Here is a 24743-nt window from a genome sequence, read left to right as displayed (position 1 = left end):
ACCGGCGCGGGCGGCGTTCACCCGAACGGCCCCGCGCCCGAGCCTCCGGTTGGTAACGGCCCTGGCACGATGGCGCGGAAACGCGGCTTTTGCGGCATTCTGCGGGCACGCTAGGGCCAGGCAGGAGCGGGAGCCGGAAGGCGGGGCGGGATGGCGTGGGCAGCCCGGGCGGTCGCCGTCGTCATGGCCGTGGTGTCTCCGGTGCTCGTGGTCGCGGCGATCTCGATCTCCGCGGAGCTTCCGGCGGAGTGGCGACTGCCGGAGACGATCACGACGCAGTCGGCGGCGGGGGTGACCTTCCCGGCGGTCGGCGCGTTCCTCCTCGCGTACCGGCCCCGGCGCAAACTGGCGTGGCTGATGTGTGCGGGGGGACTCGGCGGCGCCGTCTACGACATCTACAATGCGACGATGCTGGCGTCCGCGGCGCACGGGGATCTCGCGTCGGCGGGGCTCCTGAGGCTGGGGGCGCAGGTCGGCTGGGCGGTGAACGGGCTCCTGCTGGAGATTCTGCTGCCGCTGTACAGCCCGGACGGCAGGCTCCCCTCGCCGCGCTGGCGGGCGGTGGTGCTGCTCGGCGCGGCGTCCATGGGGGCCGAGATGGCACGCCAGTTCATGCGGCCGGATCCGCCGATCGAGGGCTACATGTTCCCCGCCGTCATCCCCAATCCGCTGCAGGTCCGGGCCCTGACGCCGTACATGGCGCCGATCGGGGTGGTGGCCTGGACGGCGATCATGGTGGCGGTGGCGCTGTCGGCGCTGTCGCTGCTGCTGCGCTTCCGCCGGGCGGACCCGCTGGGGAGGCGGCAGATCGGCTGGCCGCTGTTCGCGTTCACCGGATACATCCTGTTCATGCTCGCGGGCATATTCGTGCCCCAGCTGTACTGGCTGTCGGTCGTCTGGGCGGCGCTCATCCCCGTCGCGCTGGTGTTCTCGGTGATGCGCTACCGGCTGTACGGGATCGACACCGTCATCAGCCGGACCTTCGTGGCCGCGGGGCTGCTGGCCGGAGTCGGCTCGGTCTACTTCGGTGTGGCCGCCCTGTCGAGCCTGATGGTGTCCGGGTACCACCAGATCGCCGGGCTCGCCTCCGCTCTGTTCACCGGCGCGTTCTTCCAGCCGTTGCGCCGGGTGCTGCAACGCGCCGTCGACCGCCTGCTGTACGGCCCGGTGGGCGACCCGCGCGTGCTCGCCGAGTGGCTGGTCCAGGAGGTGCGCCGGGGTGATCCGGCGCAGGCGCTGGCGTCGGTGATCGGCGTGCTGCGCGAGGGCCTGGCGGTGCAGGGGGTCGCGGTGGAGGTGACCGGTGGCGAGCCGGGGCACCAGGTCAGCGTGGCGAGCACGGTCAGCGGGCAGGTCGGCGACGCTCCGCGCGAGGTGCCGCTGGTCTGGCACGGCGAGCAGGTCGGGCGGCTGCTGGTCGGCCCGCCCACGCCGCGCCGCTTCCCCGCCGCGCACGACGAACGGGTGCTGGACACGCTGGTCCCGTACGCGGCCGACGTGGCGCACGCGGTGCGGATGGCGGCCGCCCTGCAGCGTTCCCGGGAGCGCATCCTGGCCGCCCGGGAGGAGGAGCGGCGGCGGCTGCGCCGCGACCTGCACGACGGCCTGGGTCAGACGCTCACCGGGATGGCCATGACCGTCAACATCGCCCGCGTCAGCCTGAAGACCTCCCCGGATGCGGCGGACGGGCTGCTGCGCGAGCTGCGTTCCGGCATGGACGCGGTCACGGGCGACCTTCGGCAGCTCGTGTACGGCCTGCGCCCGCCCGCCTTGGATGATCTGGGCCTGGCCGCCGCCGTACAGGCGCTGGCCGGGCCGGACGATCCCGAAGGCCTCGCCGCGGAGGTGAGCGTCGAGGGCGACCTGGCCGATCTGCCCGCCGCCGTCGAGGTGGCCGTCTACCGGATCGTGCAGGAGGCGCTGACCAACGTCCGGCGGCACGCGCGCGCCACCCGCGTCCGGGTCGAGCTGCGCCGCGAGCCCGCGGCGCTGCGCCTGCTGATCGCCGACGACGGCGTGGGCCTGCCGCCGGAGCGCCGCTCGGGCGTCGGCCTGACCTCCATGCGCGAGCGCACGGCAGAGCTGGGCGGGATCTGCCTCATCACCGGGGAGCCGGGGGCGGGCACCACGGTGGAGGTCATGCTCCCCGTCCCCACGACCGGCGCGCCGCCGGTACGGCGTTTCGCGACGACTCCCGTCGCGCCGGAAACAGCATGATCACGCCGTTTCCGGCGAGTTAAGGATCATGCCCTGTTCCGGTCATGTCCAATTGGTGATCGAACCTACGGTCCTGAGCCGACCGCTGACGCGCGCTCCCCATGAGCGCGGCGTCAGCGAGCTCCGGCACGTCGGCCGATGTCCGCTACCTGTCGGGCGACCCCAGTGCGGTCGGCCGGGGGAAGCGCGCGACGAACCGCGCTCCGGAGGGGCTGTCCTCGACGGTGAGGGTGCCGCCATGGTCTTCGGCGATCTGCCGGGCGATCGGCAGGCCGAGGCCACTGCCGCCGGCGTCCTTGGCCCGCGCCTCCTGCAGGCGCGCGAAGCGCTCGAAGATGACCTCCCGCTGCTCGGGCGGCACCCCGTTCCCGTCGTCGTAGACCTCCAGCACCGCCGCGTCCCCCCGGTGCTCGACGGTGACCCTGACGGTGGAGCGGGCGTGGCGCTCGGCATTGTCCATGAGGTTGTTCAGCAGCCGGGTGAGGCCGATCCGCTCTCCGTAGACCATCACACCGCTGCTGAACCTCCTGACCACCCTGACCTTGCTCTGCCGATGGTCGAGCTCGCCCGCCACCAGGACGCCGAGGTTGAGGAAGTCGTGGTGGCCGACGACGCCCGCGTCAAGCCGGGAGATCTCCAGCAGGTTGCTCACCAGTTCCTGCAGCCGCTCGACGGAGTCCAGCAGCCTGTCGGCGGTTTCCGCCCAGTCGGTCTCCTCCCGCCGCATGAGCGACTCCTCGATCTCCGTACGCATCGCCGCGAGCGGGTTGCGCAGATCATGGGAGGTGTCCGAGGCGAACCTCAGCTGCTCCTGGATCGCCGCCTGGGCCCGCTCCAACGCCTGGTTGGTGGCCCGCGCGAGCTCCCTGAACTCGTCGTCATGGCTCGGCAGCGGAACCCGTTCGCTCAGATTGGAAGGCCGGATCGTGGCGAGCTTCCCGCTGATGGCGCGCACCGGCCGCAGGGTCGTGCTCATCATCCAGTAGGTCCCGAACGCGGTGGCCACGATCAGCAGGAGTGACCCACCGATGAATCCGGCCAGTACGGCGGCGCTGCCGTAAAGCGGAGGCGAGGGAGCGGCCAACAGCAGCAGCAGGGTGGCGCAGACGCAGAGTAGCGCCATGACGGCGCTCGCCACAGTGGTCACACGGGTTCTGACGGAGCAGTGATGCCATGCTCTCAAGCTGATCATCCTGGAGACACCCTGGATGTAGCTGTGGAAGGTCTCGCCACCCGAACAGCGGATGGGCTTCTCTCTATTCCCACGTTCGACCACCTCGGTGACACTCAAGATGATGCGTCCGTGACGTCTATCATCCCAGGTCCGCGGACGTGCCGTCGGGCAGCTCCCCCGACGGGCGGGGGCACAGGCGGCCCGATGCGCACCGCCCCGGATGTCCGGAGCCCGCGTGAAGTGGACGGCGTGGTCGGCAGGCGCGCCGCTCCGGTCCGCCGGTCCCGGCGGACAGGAGGCGGTGGTCACCCTGATCACCGCCTGTTGGTTCGCGAATCATAAGAATCCAGGGCAAATGTGATCCTAATGTCATAAAGATCCGCCATTGTGGAGGCGTGCGAACGTGGCTCAGTGATCAAGTCAAGAAACGGCTGGGCACGTTTGGCCTGCTCGTGCCTTCTATCGCGCAATGTTCCCTGGGCGCCGCGCTGGCCTGGATCATCGCCGTCTATCTGCTCGGTCACGACCACCCCCTCTTCGCGCCCATCTCCGTGATGATCTGCGTGGGCGTGGGGCTCGGGCAGCGGCTGCGCAGAGTGGTCGAGCTGGTGCTCGGCGTCAGCCTGGGCGTGGGCATCGGTGACCTGCTGGTGTCCTGGATCGGCTCGGGGCCCTGGCAGATGGCGCTCGTGATCGCGCTGGCGATGACCGTCGCGGCGCTGCTGAACAGCGGTGAGCTGTTCGTTTCGCAGGTGGGGTCGTCCGCGGTGCTGGTCACCATGCTGGTGCCGGGTGCGGACTCCGGCGGGGTGGACCGGATGGCCGACGCGCTCACCGGCGGCCTCGTCGGCATCGCCGCGGTCGCGCTGCTGCCCGCCAGCCCGCTCACCATCGCGGGCAAGCATCTGTCCGGCGTGCTGGACGCCCTCTCCACTCTGCTGGAGCAGGCGGCGGAGGCGATCGAGAAGGGTGACATGGACCTGGCCGCCGAGGCTCTGGAGTGCGGACGCAGGACCCAGACGGTGGTCGAGGAGTTCGCGGCGGCGCTGGAGAACAGCAAGGAGATCATCAGGATCTCGCCGCTGCGCTGGCATCACCGGGCCAGGCTGGCCAGGTACGGGACCGCCGCCGTGCCGGTGGACCTGGCGCTGCGCAACGCGCGGGTCCTGGCCCGCCGCACGCTCGCGGCGCTGGGGGAGACCAGCCCGCCGCCGGCCGAGCTGGCCGAGTCGTTGCGCGAGGTCTCGGAGGCGGCGCTGCTGCTCCAACTCGAACTGGGGGCCGGGCGCGAACCGATGCTGGCCAGGCAGGCCTTGCTCGCCGTCGCCGCACGGGAGCGGCCCAGAAACCTGGGCTTCTCCGCGAACGTCACTCTCGCGCAGCTGCGCTCCATCGCCGTCGATCTGCTCGAGGCGACCGGGATGGACCACGACGAGGCCACGGCGGCCCTGACCCCGCTGGACGATCCGAGCGGCGAGAGCGTCCGCGGCTGAGGCCGAGCAGCCGTCACCCACGTCATGATCGGGTCGCGGTCGTCGATTCCAGGGGGCGGGTGCGGTTCGGCGCGAGCCGGAGGCCCGCGCCGGCCTCGCCGAAGGCGGATGCGTGCGCCCTGACCCCCAAATCCCGGCGGGTCGGGTCCCCGCGTCGACCAACGCGAGCGTGGTGGCGAGGTCGCGCCATCACGCGCCGTCGGGAACGACGCGGTTCTCGAGCCGGCCGAGCCCCTCGATCTCGGTCACGACCAGCTCGCCGCCCTTCAGGAAGACCGGGGGCTTGCGGGCGTGGCCGACGCCGCCCGGCGTGCCGGTCGCGATCACGTCGCCCGGGTTGAGCCGCACCATCGTCGAGACGTAGCGGACCAGGTGGACCGGGTCGAAGAGCAGATCGCCGGTGTTGTCGGACTGCATCACCTGGCCGTCGACCTCGCAGCGGATGTCGAGCGCCGGCCGCGGGCCGGTCTCGTCCGCGGTGACGAGGAACGGACCGATCGGGGTGGTCGAGTCCCAGTTCTTGCCCTGCAGCCACTCCCGGGTCCGGAACTGCCAGTCGCGGCAGGTGATGTCGTTGAGTACGGTGAACCCGGCGATCGCGGCGACCGCCTGCTCCTCGTCCGCCCGGCGCACCTGCCGGCCGATGACCACGGCGAGCTCGGCCTCCGTCGCGGCCCATCTCCGACGTCCGGTTCATCGCCTCCGTCGAGTGTGCGCAGGCCCTGCGGGTGGGCAGCCGCGAGGGCATGGTCTTCCCGGCCCACCAGGCCACCGGCGGCCTGGTCGCGCTGGCGGCACTCTCGGACGAGGAACTTGAGCGCCTGTACGCCGCCGACGATCGGAGCGACCCCGCCGAGGAACTGCCGGATCTGGCGAAGCTGCGCCGGGAACTCGGGTCCGTACGACACAGCGGCGTCGCGCTCAACCTCGAGCGCACCGAGCGGGGAGTGGTCGCGGTGGGGTGCCCGGTGAAGGACCGCACCGGCGCGACCGTCGCGGCGCTGGCGATCTCGATGCCCAGCGTCCGCTACTCCCCGAAGCAGGTCAAGCCGCTCATCGCCGCGATCACGGCTGCGGCCGACGCGATCACCCGGGCCCTCTGAGGGGTGCGGCGCACGGCTGACGGGACGGACAAGGGGTAGATAGTCGCATGGGTCTTCCAGGGAGGAGAGAAGGCGAATGCAGAGCAAGGCCGAACTGATGCTGGGCGGCCTGCTACGCGCGAGCCATTTGACGACGATAGAAGATCTGCCCGGCCTGCTCGCCGAGCACGCGGCGCTCGTGGGCTTCTCCCAGATCATGATCTATGTGCCGGACCTGCAGCAGAAGTTCCTGTTGCCGCTGCCGGGCCAACTGGACGTGCGCGGCAAGCCGCTCGACCCCCTTCGCATCGACGTCACGGTGGCGGGGCGCGCCTTTCGCGATCTCGACGTTGTCGCGGCCCCGCAGGCCCCCGACCTGCTCGCCGGCGAGCAGGTGATCGCGGCCGCCGCCCCTGAGCAGCGGCGGCTGTGGGTGCCGATGCTGGACGGCGCCGAGCGGATCGGCGTTCTCGGGGTCACCGTGCCCACGGACAACGAGACGAACCGGTGGCGGGCCAAGCGGCTGGGCACCCTGATGGCCCTGCTGGTGGTGACCAAACGCGACCGCAGCGACGCGTACGCGTGCCTGGTGCGCGCCCATCCGATGACCCTGTCGGCCGAGGTGCTGTGGAACCTGATGCCCGCCTCGACCTTCGCGAACGACCGTGTGGTGATCAGTGCCTCCCTGGAGCCGGCATATGACGTGGGCGGAGACACGTTCGACTACGCCATGAGAGGAGACATCGCGTACCTGGCCATCTTCGACGCGATGGGTCATGACACCGCCGCCGGATTGACCGCGAGCATCGCCGTGGGCTCGTACCGCAACAGCCGACGGCGTGGTCTCGGTCTGATCGAGACCAGCGAGTTGATCGACAAAGCCATCGACGACCAGTTCGGCGGCGGCCGCTTCGCCACCGGCGTCCTTGCCATGCTGGATACCAAGGCCGGCTGGCTGGCCTGGGTCAACCGGGGGCATCCCCCACCCCTGGTCCTGAGGCGGGGGCGGCAGGTCGCCACCTTGGACGAGGCGCCGCCGTCACCGCCGATGGGCCTGCGGCTGGGCGTGTCCAGCGGAATCAGCCGCTACCACCTTGAGCCCGGTGACCGGTTGCTGTTCTACACCGACGGCATCATCGAGGCCCATAGCCCCCAAGGGGAGCCGTTCGGTATGGACCGCTTCACCAACTTCGTTCTTCGCTGGGAGGCGGACGGCGTGTCGGCCCCGGAGACCGGACGACGGCTCATTCGTAGCGTTCTGGACCATCAGCACGGCGTGCTTCAGGATGACGCGACAGTGATGCTCGTCGAGTGGCGCACCGAGCGGCACCGGAAGTTCGCGATGTGATCCGATGAGACGCCCGGACGGCGGCGCGGCCGATCCGGGTGCCGTCAAGGCCCGTGCGACGAGCCGCCAGACAACCTCTGGGCAGGGGTGGGCGGGAGCGGTCGGCCGTTCGGGCCGACGACAGGAGAGCCGGTCCGAGCGAGGACCATCGGATCCTGGCTAGGATCAGATCATCTGTGCCTGTTCTGATGGGGGATGGTGACCGAGCACACGCAGCCGGAAGGCCGCCCGCGCAGTTCACTGGCGGCGGCCGTGGCGACGCTGTCCCAGCTGGGGCGGTTGCGTGACATGCCGGTGGTCCTCATGCTGGCATGGGTCGGCTGGCTGGCCATCCCGTGGCCGTTCGGCGGCCCCGGCCAGGCTCGTGGCACGGCCGACCAGCGCCTCAGCGCCGGAGATCAGCGCCTCAGCGCGGGAACATCCCCGGATCGTACGATCGGCGCCGATATCGGAGACGCTCACGACACCGATGCTGAGCCGGTTGCCGATCCTGGTGCGTCGGCCGGTGACGGTCCGGGCGCTGCTGTCGCGACGGGCTGGTCGCTGCCCGCGCCGCCCGCTCAGCCGCCGCTCCTGGTCAAGCCGGAACGGCGTCCCGCGGTTCCGGTCACGTCGAAGTCGAATCCGTCGAATGTACGGGGCCAGGACCGGCGGGAGCTGAGCGCGGGGCAACTGATCGCCGCGGAGCGGGCACGCATCGCCGCGGAAGTGCACGACGTCGCCGGGCACGGTCTCGCCACCATCGCCATGCAGGCCGGCGTGGCCCTGCTCATGCTGGACGAGCGGCCGGACCAGGTCCGCGAGTCCCTTGAGGCGATCCGCGCCACCAGCACGAGGGCTCTCGACCGGCTGCGTTCGGCGCTCGACCTCATCGATCCCGTCGCGCCGGATCACGACCTGCCCCGCCTGATCGACGAGGTGCGCGCGGCGGGGCTCCCCGTGGAGCTGCGACCGGCGGAGCCGGACGTTCCCGCCCACCTTCAGGACACCGTCTACCGGGTCGTACGCGAGTCGTTGACCAACGTCGTGCGGCACGCCGGTCCGACCACGGCCCTGGTCAGCGCCGCCACGGAACCGGGCGAGTTCGTCCTGGAGATCGCCGACGGCGGGCGCGGTCCGCTCGGAACGGCCGAGGGCCGAGGGCTGGCCGGGATGCGGGCACGCGCGACCGACGCCGGCGGCGTCTTCGCCGCGGGGGCCCGTGAAGGGGGCGGCTTCCGTGTCGTGGCCCGATTCCCCCTGCCCGCGGAGACCGCGTGATCCCGGGAACGCATGGCGCGGCCGCACCGTACGCCGACCGCGTGGGCCCGTCGGCGGATCGGGTCAAGGTGGCGCTGGCCGACGATCAGGCGGTCGTGCGCATGGGGTTGAGGGCGCTCATCGACCGCGAGCCCGACCTGGAGTTCGCCGGAGAGGCGGCGGACGGCGCGGCGGCGCTCCGGCTGCTGCGTGAGACCCGTCCCGACGTCCTGCTGCTGGACATCCGCATGACCGGCATGGACGGCATCGCCACACTGCGCGCGATCGCCGCCGACCCCGACCTCAACGGCACCCGGGTGGTCGTGGTCACCACCTTCGAGATCGACGAGTACGTGTTCGCCGCGTTGCAGGCCGGGGCCAGCGGGTTCCTGCTGAAGGACAGCGCCCCGGAGGAGCTCGCCCACGCGATCAGGGTCGTCGCCTCGGGTGAGGCGCTGCTCTCCCCGTCCGTCACCAAAAAGGTCATCGGCCTGTTCGGCCGCCACGGCGTCGCTCCGGTCGAGGGCCTGGGGACGCTCACGCCGAGGGAACGCGAGATGGTCGCGTGGGTCGCCACCGGCCGGTCGAACGCCGAGATCGCCAGGGAACTGGTCATCAGCCCTGACACGGTGCGTACCCACGTCAGCCGGGCCATGGTGAAGCTCCGAGCCCGCGACCGCGCCCAGCTGGTCGTCTTCGCGGTCAGGTCCGGGCTGACGGTTCCTTGAGAAAGCCCGCGTACGCGCGCTGCTCCACCTGCGCCTCGATCTGCTTCACCGTGTCCAGCCCCACTCCGACCATGATGAGGATGGTCGTCCCGCCGAACGGGAAGCTCTGCTGAGTCGCCGGATCGCGTAGCAGCACGAACGCGATGATCGGGATCAGTGACAGCGCGCCGAGATAGAGCGCGCCCGGCGCGGTCAGCCGCGAGAGTGTGTACCGCAGGTACTCCGCTGTGGGCCGGCCGGGCCGTACGCCGGGGACGAAGCCGCCGTATCGCTTCATGCTGTCGGCCACCTCCATCGGGTCGAAGGTGATCGACACGTAGAAGTAGGTGAATCCCACGATCAGGAGGAGATACGTCGTCACGTAGATCGGATGGTCGCCGGAGACGAGATATCGCGCGATCCACTCGGATACCGGCCCGGCGCCGCCCGTCAGCTGGGTCGCCAGTTGCGGGAGGAAGAGCAGCGACGAGGTGAAGATGACCGGCACGATCCCGGCCTGGTTGATCTTCAGCGGCAGGTAGGTCGAGGTGCCGCCGTACATCCTGCGCCCGACCATCCGCTTGGCGTACTGGACGGGGATCCGCCGCTGTGCCTGCTCCATGAACACCACCGCCGCGACCAGGAAGACACCCGCGATCAGCATCGCGGACAGCGCGAAGGGGTTGAGCAGGAAGATGTTCGAGACGTAGGAGGGGAACGCGGCCACCACCTGGGTGAAGATCAGGATGGACATGCCGTTCCCGATGCCCCTGTCGGTGATCAGCTCGCCCAGCCACATGATCACGGCGGTCCCCGCCACCATGGTGGTCACGATCACCACAAGCATCAGCGGGCCCTGGTCGTGCAGCAGGGGACGGTGGCAGGTCGGGAAGATGCCGCCTGAGCGGGCCAGGGACACGATCGTGGCCGCCTGGAGGAGCGCCAGCACCATTGTCAGGTAGCGGGTGTACTGGGTGATCTTCGCCTGGCTTTGCCGTCCCTCTTTCTTGAGCGCCTCCAGGCGCGGGATCACCACGGCGAGCAGCTGCATGACGATGCCCGCGGTGATGTACGGCACGATCCCGAGGGCGAACACCGACAGTTTCAGCATCGCCCCGCCGCTGAACAGCTGCAGCATGTCGACGATCCCGCCCCGGCTGCCGCTGAGGCACTCCCGCACCGCGAGGACGTTCACGCCGGGTGCGGGGAGGATCTGCCCGAAACGGAACAACACGATCAGCGCGAGGGTGAAAAGGATCTTCTTCCGGACGTCGGGCACCCGGAAGGCACGGATGAGCACGGTCAGCATGCGCCGAGTGTGGTCGCGGGGACGGCGGCGGGGCATCCGCTCACCGGCGGCTTCGTCCTACGCGGATCCGCGTACGTCTGGAGACGGCGTCCTGATCAGGGGGTTGGCGCTCGGGGCCCCGGGGTAGGCGCCGCTGGTGGGTACCGCCGACCTCCATCCGTCGTCCGCCGACGTCCAGGCGCCTCCGCTGCTGACCTTCGGCCACGGCACGGCCTCCCGGGCCCTGATCGCCGACCTCCTCCACCGCGTCGACGCGGAGGCCGTCGTGGACGTGCGTACCGCGCCGGGGAGCCGACGCGTCCCCGACGTGGGCAGGGAGGAGCTCTCCACCTGGCTGCCGGAGGAGGGCATCGGCTATCGGTGGGAGAAGCGGCTCGGCGGTTTCCGCAAGCCGGCTCCCGACTCGCCCGACACGTTCTGGCGGAACGACTCCTTCCGGGGGTACGCCGGCTACAGCCGCGAACCGGAGTTCCACGCCGCACTGAAGGACCTCCTGGACCAGGCGGCGGCCGGCCGTACCGCGATCATGTGCAGCGAGACCGTCTGGTGGCGCTGCCATCGGCGGATCATCGCCGACTACGCCGTGCTCGTCCACCACGTCCCCGTCCTGCACCTGGCCCATGACGGGCGGCTCACCGAACACCGGCCGACCCCGGGCGCGCGCCTTCTGGATGACGGGCTCCTCGTCTACGACGCCGCCTGACCCGCGGCCGCCGTACGGCCCGCGCGCCGAGCGGCCGCCACTCCCTCTACGGGCATGTCGCTCGGTCATCCTCCGAATGGGGGATGCCGGACGACGTGATGGGCGATGCCGCGCGACTCGCTCCGGCACGAACCTTGAGGCATGGACGCCATCGAGGTGACAGACCTTCGCAAGACGTACGGAGACACGCACGCCGTGGACGGGGTGACCTTCACGGTACGGACCGGCGAGACGTTCGGCATCGTCGGCCACAACGGCGCCGGCAAGACGACGACCGTCGAGTGCCTGATCGGCCTCAAGCGACCCGACGCGGGCACGGTGCGGGTGCTCGGCGAGGACCCGGCACGCAGGCGGCGGGCCCTCGCCCAGCGGATCGGGGCGCAACTGCAGGAGAGCTCGCTGCCCGAGCGGATCAAGGTCGCCGAGGCGCTGCGCATGTTCGCCACCTTCTACCGCGAGGCGGCCGACTGGCGGCAGGTGATGGAGCGCTGGAGCCTGCGGCCTCTGGCGAGGAAGGCGTTCGGCGACCTGTCCGGCGGGCAGAAGCAGCGGCTGATGCTCGCGCTCGCCCTGGTCGGCGACCCGGAGGTGGTCGTGCTCGACGAACTGACCACGGGCCTGGACCCGATCGCCCGCCGTGAGACCTGGCGACTGGTCGATGACCTGAAGGCGGTGGGCACCACGGTCGTGCTGGTCAGCCACTACTTCGACGAGACCGAGGCGCTCTGCGACCGGGTCGCCGTCTTCGCCCGCGGCCGCGTGGTGGCCATGGGCACGCCGGACGACATCATCGCCCGGACCGGAACCGCCTCGCTGGAAGAGGCCTACTTCGCCCTGGAGGGAGCAGACCGATGAAGGCGTTCACCGCTCTGGCGGCCACCGAGCTCAGGCTGCTGTTCCGCGACCCGGCCTCACTGTTCTTCATGATGGCCTTCCCGCTCATGCTGTTGGTGCTCAAGCGCGGCGACAGCGGCGCGGTCCCCGGGTACGTCGCGATGGTCGTCGCCATTGGGGGCATGGGCGCGTTGCCGGGCATCGTGGCGTCCTATCGCGAGCGCAAGGTGCTCAAGCGGCTGGCCGTCACGCCGATCTCTCCCGTCCTGTTGCTCGGCGCCCAATTGGTGGCGCAGGTCGCCGCGGGTCTGGCGGGCTCGGTGCTGCTGGTGGTCGCGGCGATCGCGCTGTTCGGCGCGAAGGCGCCCGGCAACGTCCTCCTGCTGGCCGTCGCCTTCCTGCTCTGCTCGGTGATGGTCTGCTCACTCGGCTTCGTGATAGCCGCCGTCGTACGCAACACCAGAGGCGCGAGCCTGATCGGCATGCTGGTCATGTTCCCGATGATCTTCCTGGCGGGCGCGGCCGTGCCGAGGACGGCCCTGCCCGAGTCGCTGCGCCGGATCGGCGACTTCCTGCCCCTGACCCAGGGCGTGGAAGCCCTCGGCGACGCCTGGTCCGGCACCGCCGCAGCCTTCCCCCTGCTGATCCTGACCGGGATAATCGTGGCGGCCACGGCTGTCGCCGCCGCGCTCTTCCGATGGGAGTGAGGACGTGAACGTCTGGGAGGCGCGCTGGTTGCGCGCCTTCCATTTGCTTTATTACGTCTGCCTGGCGCTCGGACTGATCCTTTCGTTCGGCGAGAACACGGCCCCCGAGCCGCTGACGGTGGGGATTCTCGCGTCGATGGCCGGCTGGCACGGTTTCTTCGTCGTACGGCGGCCGCATCTGCTCGGGCGGCTCAACCCGATGGCGGTCCACCTGGCGGTGATCTGCGCGCTCTACGTCGCGCTGGTGGTGCGGGATCGGTCCTTCGACGTGGTGATCTTCGGGCTGATGCCCCAGCCGTACCTGATGCTGGCCGGTCCCTGGTCCTACGTGGGGGCGGTGGCGACGGTCCTCAGCACGTTCGCCGCCAGAGGCCATCTGGCCGAGCCCAACGCCTTCTGGGAGCTCATCGGGAGTTCCGGTCTGGTGGTGGCGATCGGGGCGTTCGTGGACTACGTGTCCCGGCAGAGCGCGCAGAACAGAATGCTCGGGATCCTGGAGGAGCGGGCGAGACTGGCCAGGGAGATCCACGACACGCTCGCGCAGGGGTTGAGCGGGATCGTCACCCAGCTGGAGGCGGCCGAGCAGGCGATGCCCGATCCGCACGCCGTACAGAAGAGGGTCGCGCTGGCCAAGGAGCTGGCGCGCGAGAACCTGCAGGAGGCGCGGCGCTCGGTCGACGCGCTGCGGCCGGGCCCTCTCACCGACGCGGGGCTCGACGCGGCACTCGCGGATGTGGCCGGACGGTGGTCGCGGACGTCGGGGGTGACGGCGACCGTGTCCGTGGAAGGCACACCCCGGCCGCTGTCGGGTGAGGTGGGAACGACCCTGTTGCGGGCGGCGCAGGAAGGGCTGTCGAACGCCGCCAAGCACGCTCGGGCGGGCAGGGTGGCGATCACGCTGACCTATATGGACGATGAGGTGGCGCTCGACGTGTTCGACGACGGGGTGGGCTTCGACCCCACCGTGCGGAGCGCGGGTTACGGGCTGGCGGCCATGCGTGAGCGGGCCGGCAGCGTGGGGGGCACGCTGACGGTGGAGTCCTCTCCAGGAGAAGGGACGGCGTTATGCCTGCGCATCCCCTCAGGCTGATGATCGTCGATGACCATCCGGTGGTCCGCGACGGGCTGCGCGGCATGTTCGACCACGTGGCGGACATCGAGGTGGTGGCGGAGGCCTCCGACGGGTTCGAGGCGTTGGTCATGGCCAGGCGGGCGCGGCCGCACGTGGTGCTGATGGACCTCCGCATGCCCGGCCTGGACGGTGTCGGCGCGATCCAGCGGCTCCGGACGGACCATCCGGAGATCAAGGTGATCGTGTTGACCACGTACGACACGGACGCGGACGTGACGCGGGCCATGGCCGCCGGGGTGGCGGGCTACCTGCTGAAGGACGCGCCACGGGAGGAACTGCACAGGGCGGTCCGTACGGCCGCCGCGGGCGGGGCGGTCCTGGCCCCGTCGATCGCGTCCGCCCTCATCGGCAGGCCCCCGACCCAGGAACCGAGCCGGCGCGAGCTGGAGGTGCTGCGCCTGGTGGCACGGGGCTCGGCGAACAAGGAGATCGCCAGAGCCCTGCTGATCAGCGAGACGACGGTGAAGACGCATCTGAAGCACATCTTCGCCAAGCTCGGTGTCGACAGCAGGGCCGCGGCGGTCGCGGTGGCCTTGGAGCGAGGGCTCATTTGAGATGAGTCAGTCGCCGCTCGGCAGGGGACGGGCGGTTCGCCTCCCGACCAGCAGCAACGAGCCGACGGCGGTGAGCATGCCGACGGCGATGACCGGCATCAGGGACGGGAAGCCGAACTCGCCGGCCAGCAGGCCGAACAGCGGCGGGCCGAGCAGCGATCCGAGGCTGCCCGCCTGGGCGACCACGCCGTTGCCGACGTCGGCATGGTCGAGTCGTTCCAGCACCAGGGGGAGCGCGGCGAAGACGAGAGCGCCCACATATCCGTTCACCAGGGAGATGGCGCCCGCGCCGGTCAGCGCGGCGGCCAGCGGGGCGTCGCCGCCGAACAGGAGCCAGGCGGCCGGTACGGCGAGCAGCCCGAACAGCGCCACGACGCCGACCGGCGTGCCCCGGCGGAGCAGCACTCCCACAGCGAGCCCGCCGAGCGCGCTGAGCAGCGAGATCGCCGAGGTCATGGCGCCCGCTGCGGCGGCCGAGCGTCCCTGCTGGTCGATGAGGAGCGTGGGCAACAGCACGACCACCGGGATGGTCACCAGCGCGGTGAGGCAGAAGGACGCGGCGAGCACCACCGGCCACGTCAACGCCCGTGCGCGGGGGACCGACCCGGCCGCCGCCTGCCGTCCGGCCCCGCGCGGCAGCCGCGTCCAGACGAGCGGCGCCATCACGAACGTCAGGCCGGCGAGCACCGCGATCCAGCCGCGCCAGCCCAGGGCCGAGCCGAGCGCGCCCCCAGCCAGCGTGCTCGCTCCGAGGCCCACCGGGACGAAGGTGGCCCAGATCGACAGGGCCGTGCCGCGGTCCCGCTCCTGGGCGAGACGGAGGATCAGCACCGGGCAGGAGATGGTGACCAGGAGGTATCCGATGCCTTCGACGCCCCGGACGGCCAGCATCCAGGCGAAGTCGCCGGCCGCCGTGCTCACCGCGCTCGCCGCCGCGATCAGGATCAACCCGGCGACCAGTGATCGATCGGCGCCGAAGCGGCGGACCAGGTACCCGGCGGGCAGGCCGGCGACGGCTCCCACGCCGGTCACAGCCGAGATCACCCAGCCCAGTTGCGACAGCGACAGCCCGAGTTGCTCCGCCACCACCGGCCCGACCGAGGCGAACTTGCCGAAGCTCATCGCCGCGACGACCCCGCCGATGTAGACGATGACGATGGTCGCCCACTGCGAGCGCGGCCGGATCCGCTCGCCCGGCTCCGTTGTGTCTGACGCCGGCCGGGGGTCCATGGGCTCTCCTTCGCTCACGATGTCGCGACGGTTCGGACGGGGTGACCGGACATGGGTTTCCCGGCCGCGGGGAACGGCCGATGCCCAGGGCGCCGAGTGCCTGCCATGTCCACTAAATCAGGCGTCAGCGCATTTTCCCGGAGCTTTCCCAGTTTTGATCACCACGGCCACGCCGCGTCCAGGTCCGGGGCGCCGCGACATGTCCGAGGCGAGGATGCCGATGCCCGATCCGGTGACGTCGGACGGTTCCCGCCGACAGCAGGACGTCCCTGCCCGGCGGGCAGGGGCTCTGTTCGACGACTCCGGCGAGGTCGCGGGTGTGGGATGTTTCGGTTCCGGTCCATCCACGTAATCAGGGATTCAGCGGTCCAGAAAAAGAGTCCGCGCGTTGTCGCCGTCACCGGTGGAAAGCGCGGCTTCGCGCGGTAATCGATTTCATCGTCCGAATTGGAAAACCTGCTGGAGTGCGACGGGCGCCAGAAGTGGGACTTTCGGTGCGACCGTATCAACCTGCTGCCGGGCTCTTGTGAACGCGAATAAGGCCGCCAAATGTGGTGATAAAAGGGTTCGTCGAGCGTGAATAAATCCCTGAAGTGCCCCGGTGTGGTGCGTCTGCAGGACGGCGAGCCTTCCGCAAGTTCGACAAACCACGTGAAAGACAGTGAGCCATTGTCAGTAACTGAAGATCACGTTGTGTGATGCTGACATGGTCCACTTGTGCTCCTGGTTGAGCAGGACGAGCGCGGCCTGAACGATTTTCCCGATGCGCCAAGGGTCGAGGCTGACCCGGCGTAAGGCCTTGAAGGTGACGGTGAGCAGGGCGTTCGCCCGCTCGCCGATTCCTCGCAAGCCGCGAAGCAGCTTGTTGTAGGTGTGCTGGTCATGGCCGAGCTTGGGCTGACCGGACTTCTTCTTGGTAGGGACGCGTACGACGTCGGCGGCGCCTTCGTAACCTAGGTCGGCCAGGGCCGGCAGGTCGGGGCGGAAAGTGGCGAGAGTGGTGATGACCCCGTGGCGGCGAGCGCAGGTCATGTCGTGTTCGCGGCCGGGCCGGACGTCGGACACCCATAGCGGCCAGCCGTCCGGCGCGGAGACGACCTGCACGTTCCCGCCATGATGCTTGTGCTTGCCCGACCACCACAGGTCGGCGCGGTTGGGGCCTGGAGTGGCGACTCGGTCGGTGGCGATCACGATGCCGTCGAGGTTGACGTGCGTGAGCCCTGCGTGCTTCGCCTTCTCCAGGACATCGCGCAGGTCGGGTGCCATGGCGGCGAGGACGTCGATGCCTTCGTGCAGGTACCGGTAGGCGGTCGTGCGGCTGATGCCGTGATCGATCGCCAGTTGCCCGATCCTGGCGCCGTCCAGGAACCAGCGCAGGATGAGCACGGCCTGGGTGAAGCAGGTGATCGCGCGGCGGCCTCGGCGGGTACCTCGACGGCGGCGTTCCTCGCGTAGGAGAGTCGCCAGGAACAGGACGGTTTCCCGGCGGATGCTCAAGGTCGCGGTGTATGTGACACTTGTGGGCACGTGAAGCCTCTGGTTGTGAAGTTGATCTCTAGGCAAGATCACTTCTACCAGGGGCTTTACGCTTTCTGATCATCCTGCCCCCGCTCGTTACCCAGCGCAACAAGCCGTTACCGGCAATGGCTCAGTGGACAGTTCTAAATCGCGGCGCTATTGAATTGTTTGAGGGCGCCCATCCCCGCGCTCTCGATGTGAGTTTTACGCAGCCCATATCCGGGCTTCCCCCACCCCCCACAAAGGAGTCACGAGAGTGAATCCCAAAGTCAGGCCGGGCGTCGTCGCCGTGCTCGCGGCGGGCGTGGCCGCCGCCTCGCTCGAGGCCGGCCCCGGGGCCTCAGCCGCGCGGACATCGTCGGCCACGAGCGGATGGAGCCCGGTCGGACCCACGTCGACCTCATCCGCCGCCGACCCCTCACCCGCCTTCAGTCCGCCGAGTCCCGACGAGCGCAAGCGGGCGATCAGCAGCGCGGGCAGCGCGCTCCTCACCGACGCGACGGCGCTGCACACCTCCTCCGACGACGCGTTCCAACTTGAGCGCTCGGTCGCCGGCAGCCAGGGCCTCCAGTACCTGACCTACCGGAGGACACACCGGGGCCTGCCGGTGTACGGCGGCGACGTCGTGGTCGCGACCGACAAGTCGGGCCAGGTCGTCCAGACCGTCACGACCGGCCAGCGTGCCACCCTCAAGATCGACCCCAAGAGCTCGGTCACCGCGAGCGAGGCCGCGACCACGGCCAGGGCCAAGCTGTCCGTTGTCGAGAGCGTGGGCGAGCCCACCCTCCTCGTGCACGCGATCGGCGAGCGGCCCCGCCTCGCCTGGGAGGTGGTCGTCACCGGCGCCACCGACAAGGGCCCGAGCGTGCTGCACGTCTACGTGGACGCCCGGGACGGCTCGGCCTTCGACTCCTGGGACGAGGTCAAGGCCGGCACCGGCAACAGCAACTACAACGGCCCCGTGACGATCAGCACCATCAACACCGGCTCCTCCTACTCGATGACCGACCCGATCCGTCCCGGCCTGCGGTGCGGGGGTCAGAACGGCACCGCGTACACCAAGACCTCCGACGCATGGGGCAACGGGTCGGGCACCGACCTGGAGACCGCCTGCGTCGACGCGATGTTCGCGGCGCAGAAGGAATGGGACATGTTGCGCGACTGGCTCGGGCGCAACGGTTTCAACGGCTCCGGCGGCGCCTTCCCGGCCCGGGTCGGCCTCAACGACGTCAACGCGTACTGGAACGGCAGCTACACCAACTTCGGCCACAACCAGGCCAACAACAAGCAGGCGACCGCGATCGACGTGGTCGCCCACGAATACGGCCACGTCGTCTTCAAGTACTCCGGCAGCTCTCAGGAGAGCAACAACCGCGAGGAAGCCGCGTTGAACGAGTCGACCGGCGACATCTTCGGCGCGCTGACCGAGCACTACGCGAACGAGCCCGCGCCGTACGACACGCCGGACTACCTTGTCGGCGAGGGGGTCAACCTCATCGGCACCGGGCCGATCCGCAACATGTACAACCCGAGCGCCCTTGGCGACCCCAACTGCTACGGCCCCGGGATCGGGACCATGGATCCGCACGTGGGGGCTGGACCGCAGAATCACTGGTTCTACCTGCTGGCCGAGGGCAGCAACCCCGGCGGCGGCAAGCCGGCCAGCCCGACCTGCAACAGCACCACCGTGACGGGCATCGGCATCCAGAAGGCCGGAAGGATCTTCCAGGCCGGCCTGAACATGAAGACGATCCCGTGGACATACGCCAAGGCGCGGTTGGCCACCGTGCGCGCGGCGAGGTCGCTCTTCCCGGAGAGCTGCGCCGAGGTCAACGCGACCAAGGCCGCTTGGGCCGCGGTGAGCGTACCCGCGCAAGCCGGTGAGCCGATCTGCACGGTCGCCCCGCAGTAACAGGAGTTTCCCGGCGGGGAGCCGTCCGACGTCTCCGCCCTCGGGCGGCGGATCCGATCACGTGAGCGGTGGCCGGCGACAAGGAGCCGTCCACCGCTCAACGCCCTGACCTCCGGCGTCCTCGCGCCGGCCGTCCTGCCCGCCGTCGCGATCGCCGCTCGCGGCCGATGACCCCGTACGACGACCGCGCTCTCGCAGAGCGCGCGGAGCGTCGCATGCCGGTACCGTGGGCGCTCGACTACCATATTCCATGGATTTATGGATTAATCGCGAGCGGAAGTACCTCGGCCACGACGGGGGCCGCGAGGTCAGCCGCGAAGAGCTGCGCGCCCGCGTGGAAGCGGGGGAGGCCATGGTCCTGGACGTGCGTCCGGTGGAGGAGTACCTGGCCGGCCACATCCCCGGAGCCGTCTCCATCCCCGTCGACGAGCTCGCCGACCGCATCGGCGAGCTACCCGAGGGCGCCGAGATCGTCGGCTACTGCCGGGGCGAGTACTGCGTGCTCGCCTACGACGCCGTCCGGCTGCTGAGCGACTGCGGCCGACGCGCGATCCGCCTCAACGACGGCATGCTGGAGTGGCGGCTGGCGGCCCTCCCCGTGGCCATCGAGGAACCGGCATGACGCACGGCACGCCGCAGCATCCCGGGCTGACCGGACAACCGGTCTACCTGGACTACAACGCCACCACCCCGGTCGATCCCCGCGTCGCCGAGGCGATGCTGCCCCACCTGACGCGTTTCTTCGGCAACCCCTCCAGTGGCCATACTTACGGCGTCGAGCCCCGCTCGGCCCTGGCCCACGCCCGCGCCCAGGTGGCCGCGCTGATCGGGGCACGCGCGGACGAGATCGTGTTCACCGCCTCCGGATCCGAGGCCGATCTGCTCGCGCTTCGTGGTGCGGTCCTGGCCTCCGGCCGGGAGCGCCCACACGTGATCACCCAGGTCACCGAGCACCCGGCCGTGCTGGAGTCCTGCCGCGCCCTGCAACGGCTGCACGATGTCCGCGTGACGCTGCTACCCGTCGACGGCGACGGCCTGGTCGACCCGGCCGCGCTCACCGAAGCCCTCGACGAGGACACCGTGCTGGTGTCGGTCATGGCCGCGAACAACGAGACCGGCGCCCTGCAGCCCATCGGCGAACTCGCCGCCCGCACCCGCGCGCACGGGGCGCTGTTCCATTGCGACGCCGCTCAGGCGGCGGGGAAGATCCCTCTCGACGTCACGGCATTGGGCGTGGATCTCCTCACCCTCGTGGGGCACAAGATGTACGCCCCGAAGGGAATCGCAGCCCTGTACGTGCGCGACGGCGTACGCCTGGAGCCGGTCGTCTACGGCGGCGGGCAGGAACGCGGGCTCCGGGCCGGGACCGAGAACGTCGCCTTCGCCGTCGCCCTCGGCGCCGCCGCCCGACTGGCCGCCGACGAACTCGCCGACGGCGCCGCCATCCGGATCGAAGCGCTGCGCGACGACCTGCACCGCCGGCTGGCCGACGGCCTGCCCGGCCGCGTGCGGCTCAATGGGCCGCGGAAGGGACGCCTGCCGAACACGCTCAACATCAGCATCGACGGCATCGCCGGACATGAACTCCTCGCCTCGACACCCGGCATCGCGGCATCCACCGGCTCGGCCTGCCACAGCGGCGCCCACACCCCGTCACCTGTGCTGACCGCCATGGGCCTGGACGCCGACCGGGCGCTCGGGGCACTGCGGCTGTCCCTGGGCCGGTGGACCACAGGCGACGACATCGCGAAAGCGGCCACCGCACTGACCGACGCGGCGGCCACCGTGAGCGCTCAGAACTCCATGCCACCCGAAGCCGACATCACCGTCGACGGCACCGGCCTTCTCTGCGTCACCCTTCTGCTGAAGCTGCGCGACCGCATCGAGGGCGCCGCGCCCGGGACCGTGGTGCACATCATCGCCACCGACCCGGTGGCCCCGGTCGACCTGCCCGCCTGGTGCCACATGACCGGCCACGACTACCTCGGCCCCGTCCCCGGCGACGGTCCTCCGGTTTACGCCGTCCGCCTCGCCTCGTCAGAACGGCGGACCCGGCCCGACCGGCCCTGGCATCGGGACGAGTCCGGCCAATGACCCAGGGGTCACCTCACCTCCGAAGATCCACCTCGCCGACTGGGCGTCGCTCGGACGGCGGGTCGGGTCCGGCGGCGTGCCTGAAGGCACGCACTCGGCTTGTGCCGAAGGCGCCACCAGCCCGAGATCACGGCGGAGCCGGCGGGCAGACCGGGGTCAGCCGGAAGTGGCGGCGGTCTCCGAACATCACGTCCCGCAGGACCAGCAGCGTCCAGCGATCTCCCAGAACCTCGATCGCGGCATTGATGGGACAGCCGGAACGCGGCGCGTCGCTCATTTCACCCCCAGCAGAGACTGCTTGCATTTTAGTGTCACTCCGTGGAAACGGGGTTTTCCGCTTGCAACCCGCAAGTGGTTTCGAGATCGGGGAGAGAGCGCATGTCGAGGAACACGCAGACCGTCGAGACCTACCTGGACGGCTTCCGCAAGGGCGACCACGCGCAGATCCTGTCCTGCCTCACCGACGACATCGAATGGACCGTCTTCGGCGCCTTCCACCTCACGGGCAAGCAGGCGTACGACGAGGCCATCGAGGGGCCCGGCTTCGCCGGGCCGCCCACGCTCGAGGTGGTTCGCATGGTGGAACAGGACGACGTGGTCATGGCGGAGCTCACCGGTTCCGCGGTGCGCGACACGGGCGAGGTCATGCGGATGTCCATGGCCGAGGTGTTCGTCATGCGGGACGGGAAGATCGCCGAGCGCCGGGCTTGGGTGATCGAGCTGAAGGAGAACGACTACCGCTGAGCTGCGGGGGAGCGTCTCTTCGGGCCGCCTCGGGCTGTCTCACGGCCAGGCGTGGAGCGCGATCTCGGCGACTCGATCAAGTTCGGCGCGAGTGACACCGTCGCGTGCGGCCTGGGCGATCCCGTTGAGAGCGGCCATGGTGTAGCGGCCGAGAGCCCGCGGGTCGATGTCGGCGGGAAGGCGGCCGGCGGCGATGTCGGTGCGGATCTTGGCCGCGAACGCGTCGACCTTGCTGTCGCGCATCCGCCTGAGGTGCTCGGCGATCTCAGTACTGGTGGTGCCGGCGTCGCCGCTGACGATGAGGCACCCCGCCGGGAGGTTGCAGCGGGTATAGCGTTCCGGCGCCTCGGCGAACACGCGAGCCGCGGCGCGCTTGGCGGTGGGTTCGTCGGCGAGGGCGCGGTCGATGAATCCGCCGTACCTCTCGTCGTAGACCCGCAGCGCCTCCATGAACAGCTGCTGCTTGTCGCCGAAAGCGCTGTAGAGGCTGGGGGCGCCGATCCCGAGCTCCTCGGTGAGGTCCCGCACCGAGGTGGTCTCGTAGCCGCGCCGCCAGAACAGCCGGATGGCCTTGTCCAGTGCCGCGTCCCGGTCGAACGAGCGAGGACGTCCCCGTGCCGCTGTCACCATGACCCAATTTTATAGCGATCGATAGAAAAGGTGCTATGGTCGATTTCTGTAACGATCGATAGAGAAAGTGGGTTCGTCATGGGTTCGCTGGCGGGGAAGACCGCTTTGGTGACCGGCGCGGGGAGGGGGATCGGTCGGGCGATCGCGCTGCGGTTGGCGCGCGACGGTGCCCGGGTGGGGGTGCACTACGGCAGCAGCGCCGATGGTGCGGCCCAGACGGTCGCCGCGATCACGGATGCGGGCGGTGACGCCTTCGCGATCCAGGCCGCCCTCGGGACGCCCGGGGACGCGGCCGCGTTGTGGGCCGCCTTCGACGAGCATGCCGACGGAGTGGACATCCTGGTCAACAACGCCGGGATTCTCGGGGGCCGCATGCCGTACGCCGATGTGGACGAGGCGATCTACGACCGGATCTTCGCGATCAACACCAGGGCGCCGTTCTTCGTGATCCAGCACGGCCTGTCGCGGCTGCGGGACGGGGGACGGATCGTCAACATCTCGACCCGGTTCACCCGCGGTGCCCGGAGCCCGGAGCTGACGGCGTACGCGATGTCGAAGGCCGCGCTCGACTCGCTCACGGCGGCGCTGGCCAAGGAGCTCGGCTCGCGCGGGATCACCGTGAACGCGGTCGGGCCGGGCGCGACCGAGACGGACATGAACGCCGCCCGGTTGTCGACGGAGGAAGGCCGGGCCGCGATCGCCGCGCTGTCGCCGCTGAACCGGGTGGCCCAGCCCGCCGACATCGCCGACATCGTGGCGTTCCTGGCGTCCGACGACGCCCGCTGGGTGACGGGGCAGTGGATCGATGGCAGTGGCGGGTCGATGCTCTGATGCCGATCGCCGTCGTCATCATCGGGTTCGCGATCTTCGCGCAGGGCACCAGCGAGCTGATGCTCGCCGGGCTGCTGCCCGAGATCGCCTCCGACCTGGGCACCACCATCCCGCAGGCGGGCCTGCTGATCTCCGGGTTCGCGCTCGGCATGCTGGTCGGCGCGCCGGTGCTCGCGGTCGTCACCCTGCGGTGGCCGCGTCGCCGTGCCATGCTGGCGTTCCTTGTGATCTTCATTCTCGCCCACGTTGTGGGGGCGGTGACCGCGAGTTATGCGGTGTTGTTCGCGAGCCGCTTCATCGGCGCCTTCGTCTACGCCGGCTTCTGGGCGATCGGTGGCAGCACCGCGATGGCGCTGGTGCCGGAGAACCGGCGGGGCCGAGCGATGAGCGTCGTCGCCGGAGGACTGACCGTCGCCACGGTGATCGGCCTCCCGGCGGGGACCTGGATCGGACAACATCTGGGCTGGCGGGGAGCGTTCTGGGCCGTCGCCGTGCTGTCCGTCCTGGCCATGGCCGCCGTCCTGGTCAAGGTTCCCGACCTGCGCCCCGACCGGCCGCCACGGGTGCGTGACGAACTGCGCGGACTGGCCACACCACGGCTGTGGCTGTCGTACGCGATGACGGCGGGCTCGACCGCCGCGCTGCTGGGCACCTTCTCCTACCTCGGCGCCATGCTGATCGAGGTCACCGGACTGGACGCGCGCTGGGTGCCGGCGGTGCTGCTCACCTATGGCGTCGGAGCTCTGATCGGGATCGCGATCGGAGGCCGCGCCGCCGACGCCCGGCCGTTGGGCGTTCTGGCTGTCGGCTTCACGGGGGTGCTGGCGACGTCGATCCTCATGGCGTTGACCGCGCGCCACGTCGTCCCTGTGGTGATCGTGGTGTTCCTGCTCGGGCTCGCCGGGTTCGGTACCAACCCGGCTCTCAATTCGCGCGTCTTCGGGATCGCCCCGGCGGCGCCGACCCTGGCGGTAGCCGGGAACACCGCCGCCTTCAACGTCGGCATCAGCGTCGGCCCGTGGCTCGGCGGGATCGCGCTCACGGCGGGGCTCGGCTACCCGGCCGTGTCCTGGATCGGCGCCGGCCTCGCCGTACTGGCCCTGGCGCTCCTCGGCGTGGAGGCGATGGGCCGGTTCAGCCCGCAGCGGTCCATGGCGCGTCGTGAAGATCCGCGATGCTCGGCCGCCGCCTGATCGCGGGTCCGCGGCCGGGTTTCATCGCCGTCGGGGCGGCGCGTGAGAGCGGCGCCCCGCCACGACGCGAGAGCACTCCGGGATCGTGGGAT

23 protein-coding genes and 1 pseudogene are annotated in these 24743 nt (G+C 70.2%); 17 read left to right on the top strand and 7 right to left on the bottom strand.

What is annotated here, in order from left to right; genetic code table 11:
• Positions 1 to 150: 150 nt before the first annotated feature.
• Positions 151 to 2217 carry a sensor histidine kinase gene (locus tag AWQ68_RS18565; RefSeq protein WP_066942022.1) on the top strand — a complete coding sequence of 689 codons (2067 nt, stop codon included), beginning with the start codon at positions 151 to 153 and terminating at the stop codon, positions 2215 to 2217.
• A gap of 145 nt (positions 2218 to 2362) precedes the next feature.
• On the opposite strand, the gene AWQ68_RS18560 is transcribed toward AWQ68_RS18565, so the two are convergent.
• Positions 2363 to 3340 carry a sensor histidine kinase gene (locus AWQ68_RS18560; RefSeq protein WP_169808942.1) on the bottom strand — a complete coding sequence of 326 codons (978 nt, stop codon included), beginning with the start codon at positions 3338 to 3340 and terminating at the stop codon, positions 2363 to 2365.
• A gap of 446 nt (positions 3341 to 3786) precedes the next feature.
• On the opposite strand from AWQ68_RS18560, the gene AWQ68_RS18555 reads away from it, so the two are divergent.
• Positions 3787 to 4884, top strand: a complete 1098-nt coding sequence (locus AWQ68_RS18555) for an FUSC family protein (RefSeq protein ID WP_084464148.1) — start codon at positions 3787 to 3789, stop codon at positions 4882 to 4884.
• A 189-nt stretch (positions 4885 to 5073) separates the two neighbouring features.
• Here the strand turns inward: AWQ68_RS18555 and AWQ68_RS18550 are convergent.
• Positions 5074 to 5541: pseudogene (locus tag AWQ68_RS18550) on the bottom strand (fumarylacetoacetate hydrolase family protein); the annotation flags it as partial.
• A 20-nt stretch (positions 5542 to 5561) separates the two neighbouring features.
• On the opposite strand from AWQ68_RS18550, the gene AWQ68_RS18545 reads away from it, so the two are divergent.
• From AWQ68_RS18545 to AWQ68_RS18530, 4 genes are all read left to right on the top strand, one after another.
• Positions 5562 to 5987, top strand: a complete 426-nt coding sequence (locus AWQ68_RS18545) for an IclR family transcriptional regulator domain-containing protein (RefSeq protein ID WP_444543171.1) — start codon at positions 5562 to 5564, stop codon at positions 5985 to 5987.
• Positions 5988 to 6084: 97 nt separating this feature from the next.
• A complete protein-coding gene (locus AWQ68_RS18540) occupies positions 6085 to 7314 on the top strand; it encodes a PP2C family protein-serine/threonine phosphatase (RefSeq protein WP_245655972.1) in 1230 nt (409 codons plus the stop codon).
• Between the two features lie 198 nt (positions 7315 to 7512).
• Positions 7513 to 8574 (top strand): sensor histidine kinase, encoded by a 1062-nt coding sequence (locus AWQ68_RS18535; protein ID WP_169808941.1) that lies wholly within the window; start codon positions 7513 to 7515, stop codon positions 8572 to 8574.
• A gap of 41 nt (positions 8575 to 8615) precedes the next feature.
• On the top strand, positions 8616 to 9281 hold the full coding sequence (locus tag AWQ68_RS18530) for a response regulator (protein ID WP_281217683.1): 666 nt from the start codon (positions 8616 to 8618) through the stop codon (positions 9279 to 9281).
• On the opposite strand, the gene secY is transcribed toward AWQ68_RS18530, so the two are convergent.
• Entirely contained in the window at positions 9256 to 10569 is a 1314-nt protein-coding gene (gene secY, locus AWQ68_RS18525) for a preprotein translocase subunit SecY (protein WP_066942012.1), read from the bottom strand. The two genes, AWQ68_RS18530 and secY, sit on opposite strands and share 26 nt — an antisense overlap.
• A 136-nt stretch (positions 10570 to 10705) precedes the next feature.
• Here secY and AWQ68_RS18520 point away from each other — a divergent pair, with 136 nt between their 5' ends.
• The 5 genes from AWQ68_RS18520 to AWQ68_RS18500 all read left to right on the top strand — a co-directional run bounded on the left by AWQ68_RS18520 (position 10706) and on the right by AWQ68_RS18500 (position 14499).
• The gene (locus AWQ68_RS18520; protein ID WP_066942011.1) at positions 10706 to 11272 is read left to right on the top strand and encodes a DUF488 domain-containing protein; all 567 of its coding nucleotides are present in this window, start codon (positions 10706 to 10708) and stop codon (positions 11270 to 11272) included.
• A gap of 141 nt (positions 11273 to 11413) precedes the next feature.
• Entirely contained in the window at positions 11414 to 12127 is a 714-nt protein-coding gene (locus AWQ68_RS18515; protein WP_066942009.1) for an ABC transporter ATP-binding protein, read from the top strand.
• Complete coding sequence (locus AWQ68_RS18510; protein ID WP_066942007.1) at positions 12124 to 12813, top strand: ABC transporter permease; 690 nt, start codon at positions 12124 to 12126, stop codon at positions 12811 to 12813. Before AWQ68_RS18515 ends, AWQ68_RS18510 begins: the two co-directional genes overlap by 4 nt.
• Positions 12814 to 12817: 4 nt before the next feature.
• Positions 12818 to 13903: a sensor histidine kinase gene (locus AWQ68_RS18505; protein ID WP_066942005.1), complete on the top strand. Its 1086-nt coding sequence runs from the start codon at positions 12818 to 12820 to the stop codon at positions 13901 to 13903.
• On the top strand, positions 13903 to 14499 hold the full coding sequence (locus tag AWQ68_RS18500; protein WP_084464163.1) for a response regulator: 597 nt from the start codon (positions 13903 to 13905) through the stop codon (positions 14497 to 14499). Before AWQ68_RS18505 ends, AWQ68_RS18500 begins: the two co-directional genes overlap by 1 nt.
• 6 nt (positions 14500 to 14505) lie before the next feature.
• On the opposite strand, the gene AWQ68_RS18495 is transcribed toward AWQ68_RS18500, so the two are convergent.
• Both AWQ68_RS18495 and AWQ68_RS18490 read right to left on the bottom strand, forming a co-directional pair.
• Complete coding sequence (locus AWQ68_RS18495; protein WP_066942001.1) at positions 14506 to 15729, bottom strand: MFS transporter; 1224 nt, start codon at positions 15727 to 15729, stop codon at positions 14506 to 14508.
• A 672-nt stretch (positions 15730 to 16401) separates the two neighbouring features.
• Positions 16402 to 17256: an HARBI1 family protein gene (locus AWQ68_RS18490; RefSeq protein ID WP_066941999.1), complete on the bottom strand. Its 855-nt coding sequence runs from the start codon at positions 17254 to 17256 to the stop codon at positions 16402 to 16404.
• A 247-nt stretch (positions 17257 to 17503) separates the two neighbouring features.
• Between AWQ68_RS18490 and AWQ68_RS18485 the strand changes: the two genes are divergently transcribed.
• From AWQ68_RS18485 to AWQ68_RS18475, 3 genes are all read left to right on the top strand, one after another.
• Entirely contained in the window at positions 17504 to 19159 is a 1656-nt protein-coding gene (locus AWQ68_RS18485; protein WP_066941997.1) for a M4 family metallopeptidase, read from the top strand.
• 250 nt (positions 19160 to 19409) lie between these two features.
• The gene (locus tag AWQ68_RS18480) at positions 19410 to 19781 is read left to right on the top strand and encodes a rhodanese-like domain-containing protein (protein WP_218006919.1); all 372 of its coding nucleotides are present in this window, start codon (positions 19410 to 19412) and stop codon (positions 19779 to 19781) included.
• Positions 19778 to 21253 (top strand): cysteine desulfurase/sulfurtransferase TusA family protein, encoded by a 1476-nt coding sequence (locus tag AWQ68_RS18475; RefSeq protein WP_084464146.1) that lies wholly within the window; start codon positions 19778 to 19780, stop codon positions 21251 to 21253. The genes AWQ68_RS18480 and AWQ68_RS18475 overlap by 4 nt, the downstream gene beginning before the upstream one ends.
• Before the next feature lie 127 nt (positions 21254 to 21380).
• On the opposite strand, the gene AWQ68_RS40970 is transcribed toward AWQ68_RS18475, so the two are convergent.
• The gene (locus AWQ68_RS40970) at positions 21381 to 21530 is read right to left on the bottom strand and encodes a winged helix-turn-helix transcriptional regulator (RefSeq protein ID WP_245655971.1); all 150 of its coding nucleotides are present in this window, start codon (positions 21528 to 21530) and stop codon (positions 21381 to 21383) included.
• Positions 21531 to 21631: 101 nt separating this feature from the next.
• Between AWQ68_RS40970 and AWQ68_RS18470 the strand changes: the two genes are divergently transcribed.
• Positions 21632 to 21997 (top strand): nuclear transport factor 2 family protein, encoded by a 366-nt coding sequence (locus AWQ68_RS18470; RefSeq protein ID WP_066941995.1) that lies wholly within the window; start codon positions 21632 to 21634, stop codon positions 21995 to 21997.
• Between the two features lie 39 nt (positions 21998 to 22036).
• On the opposite strand, the gene AWQ68_RS18465 is transcribed toward AWQ68_RS18470, so the two are convergent.
• Positions 22037 to 22627 (bottom strand): TetR/AcrR family transcriptional regulator, encoded by a 591-nt coding sequence (locus tag AWQ68_RS18465; RefSeq protein ID WP_066941993.1) that lies wholly within the window; start codon positions 22625 to 22627, stop codon positions 22037 to 22039.
• Positions 22628 to 22705: 78 nt separating this feature from the next.
• On the opposite strand from AWQ68_RS18465, the gene AWQ68_RS18460 reads away from it, so the two are divergent.
• The gene (locus tag AWQ68_RS18460; RefSeq protein WP_066941991.1) at positions 22706 to 23458 is read left to right on the top strand and encodes a glucose 1-dehydrogenase; all 753 of its coding nucleotides are present in this window, start codon (positions 22706 to 22708) and stop codon (positions 23456 to 23458) included.
• Complete coding sequence (locus AWQ68_RS18455; RefSeq protein WP_245655970.1) at positions 23425 to 24651, top strand: Cmx/CmrA family chloramphenicol efflux MFS transporter; 1227 nt, start codon at positions 23425 to 23427, stop codon at positions 24649 to 24651. The genes AWQ68_RS18460 and AWQ68_RS18455 overlap by 34 nt, the downstream gene beginning before the upstream one ends.
• Positions 24652 to 24743 lie beyond the last annotated feature (92 nt).

It is taken from the genome of Microtetraspora fusca, assembly GCF_001570365.1.
GTDB lineage: Bacteria > Actinomycetota > Actinomycetes > Streptosporangiales > Streptosporangiaceae > Microtetraspora > Microtetraspora fusca.
This window is presented reverse-complemented; position numbering and strand designations above follow the sequence as displayed.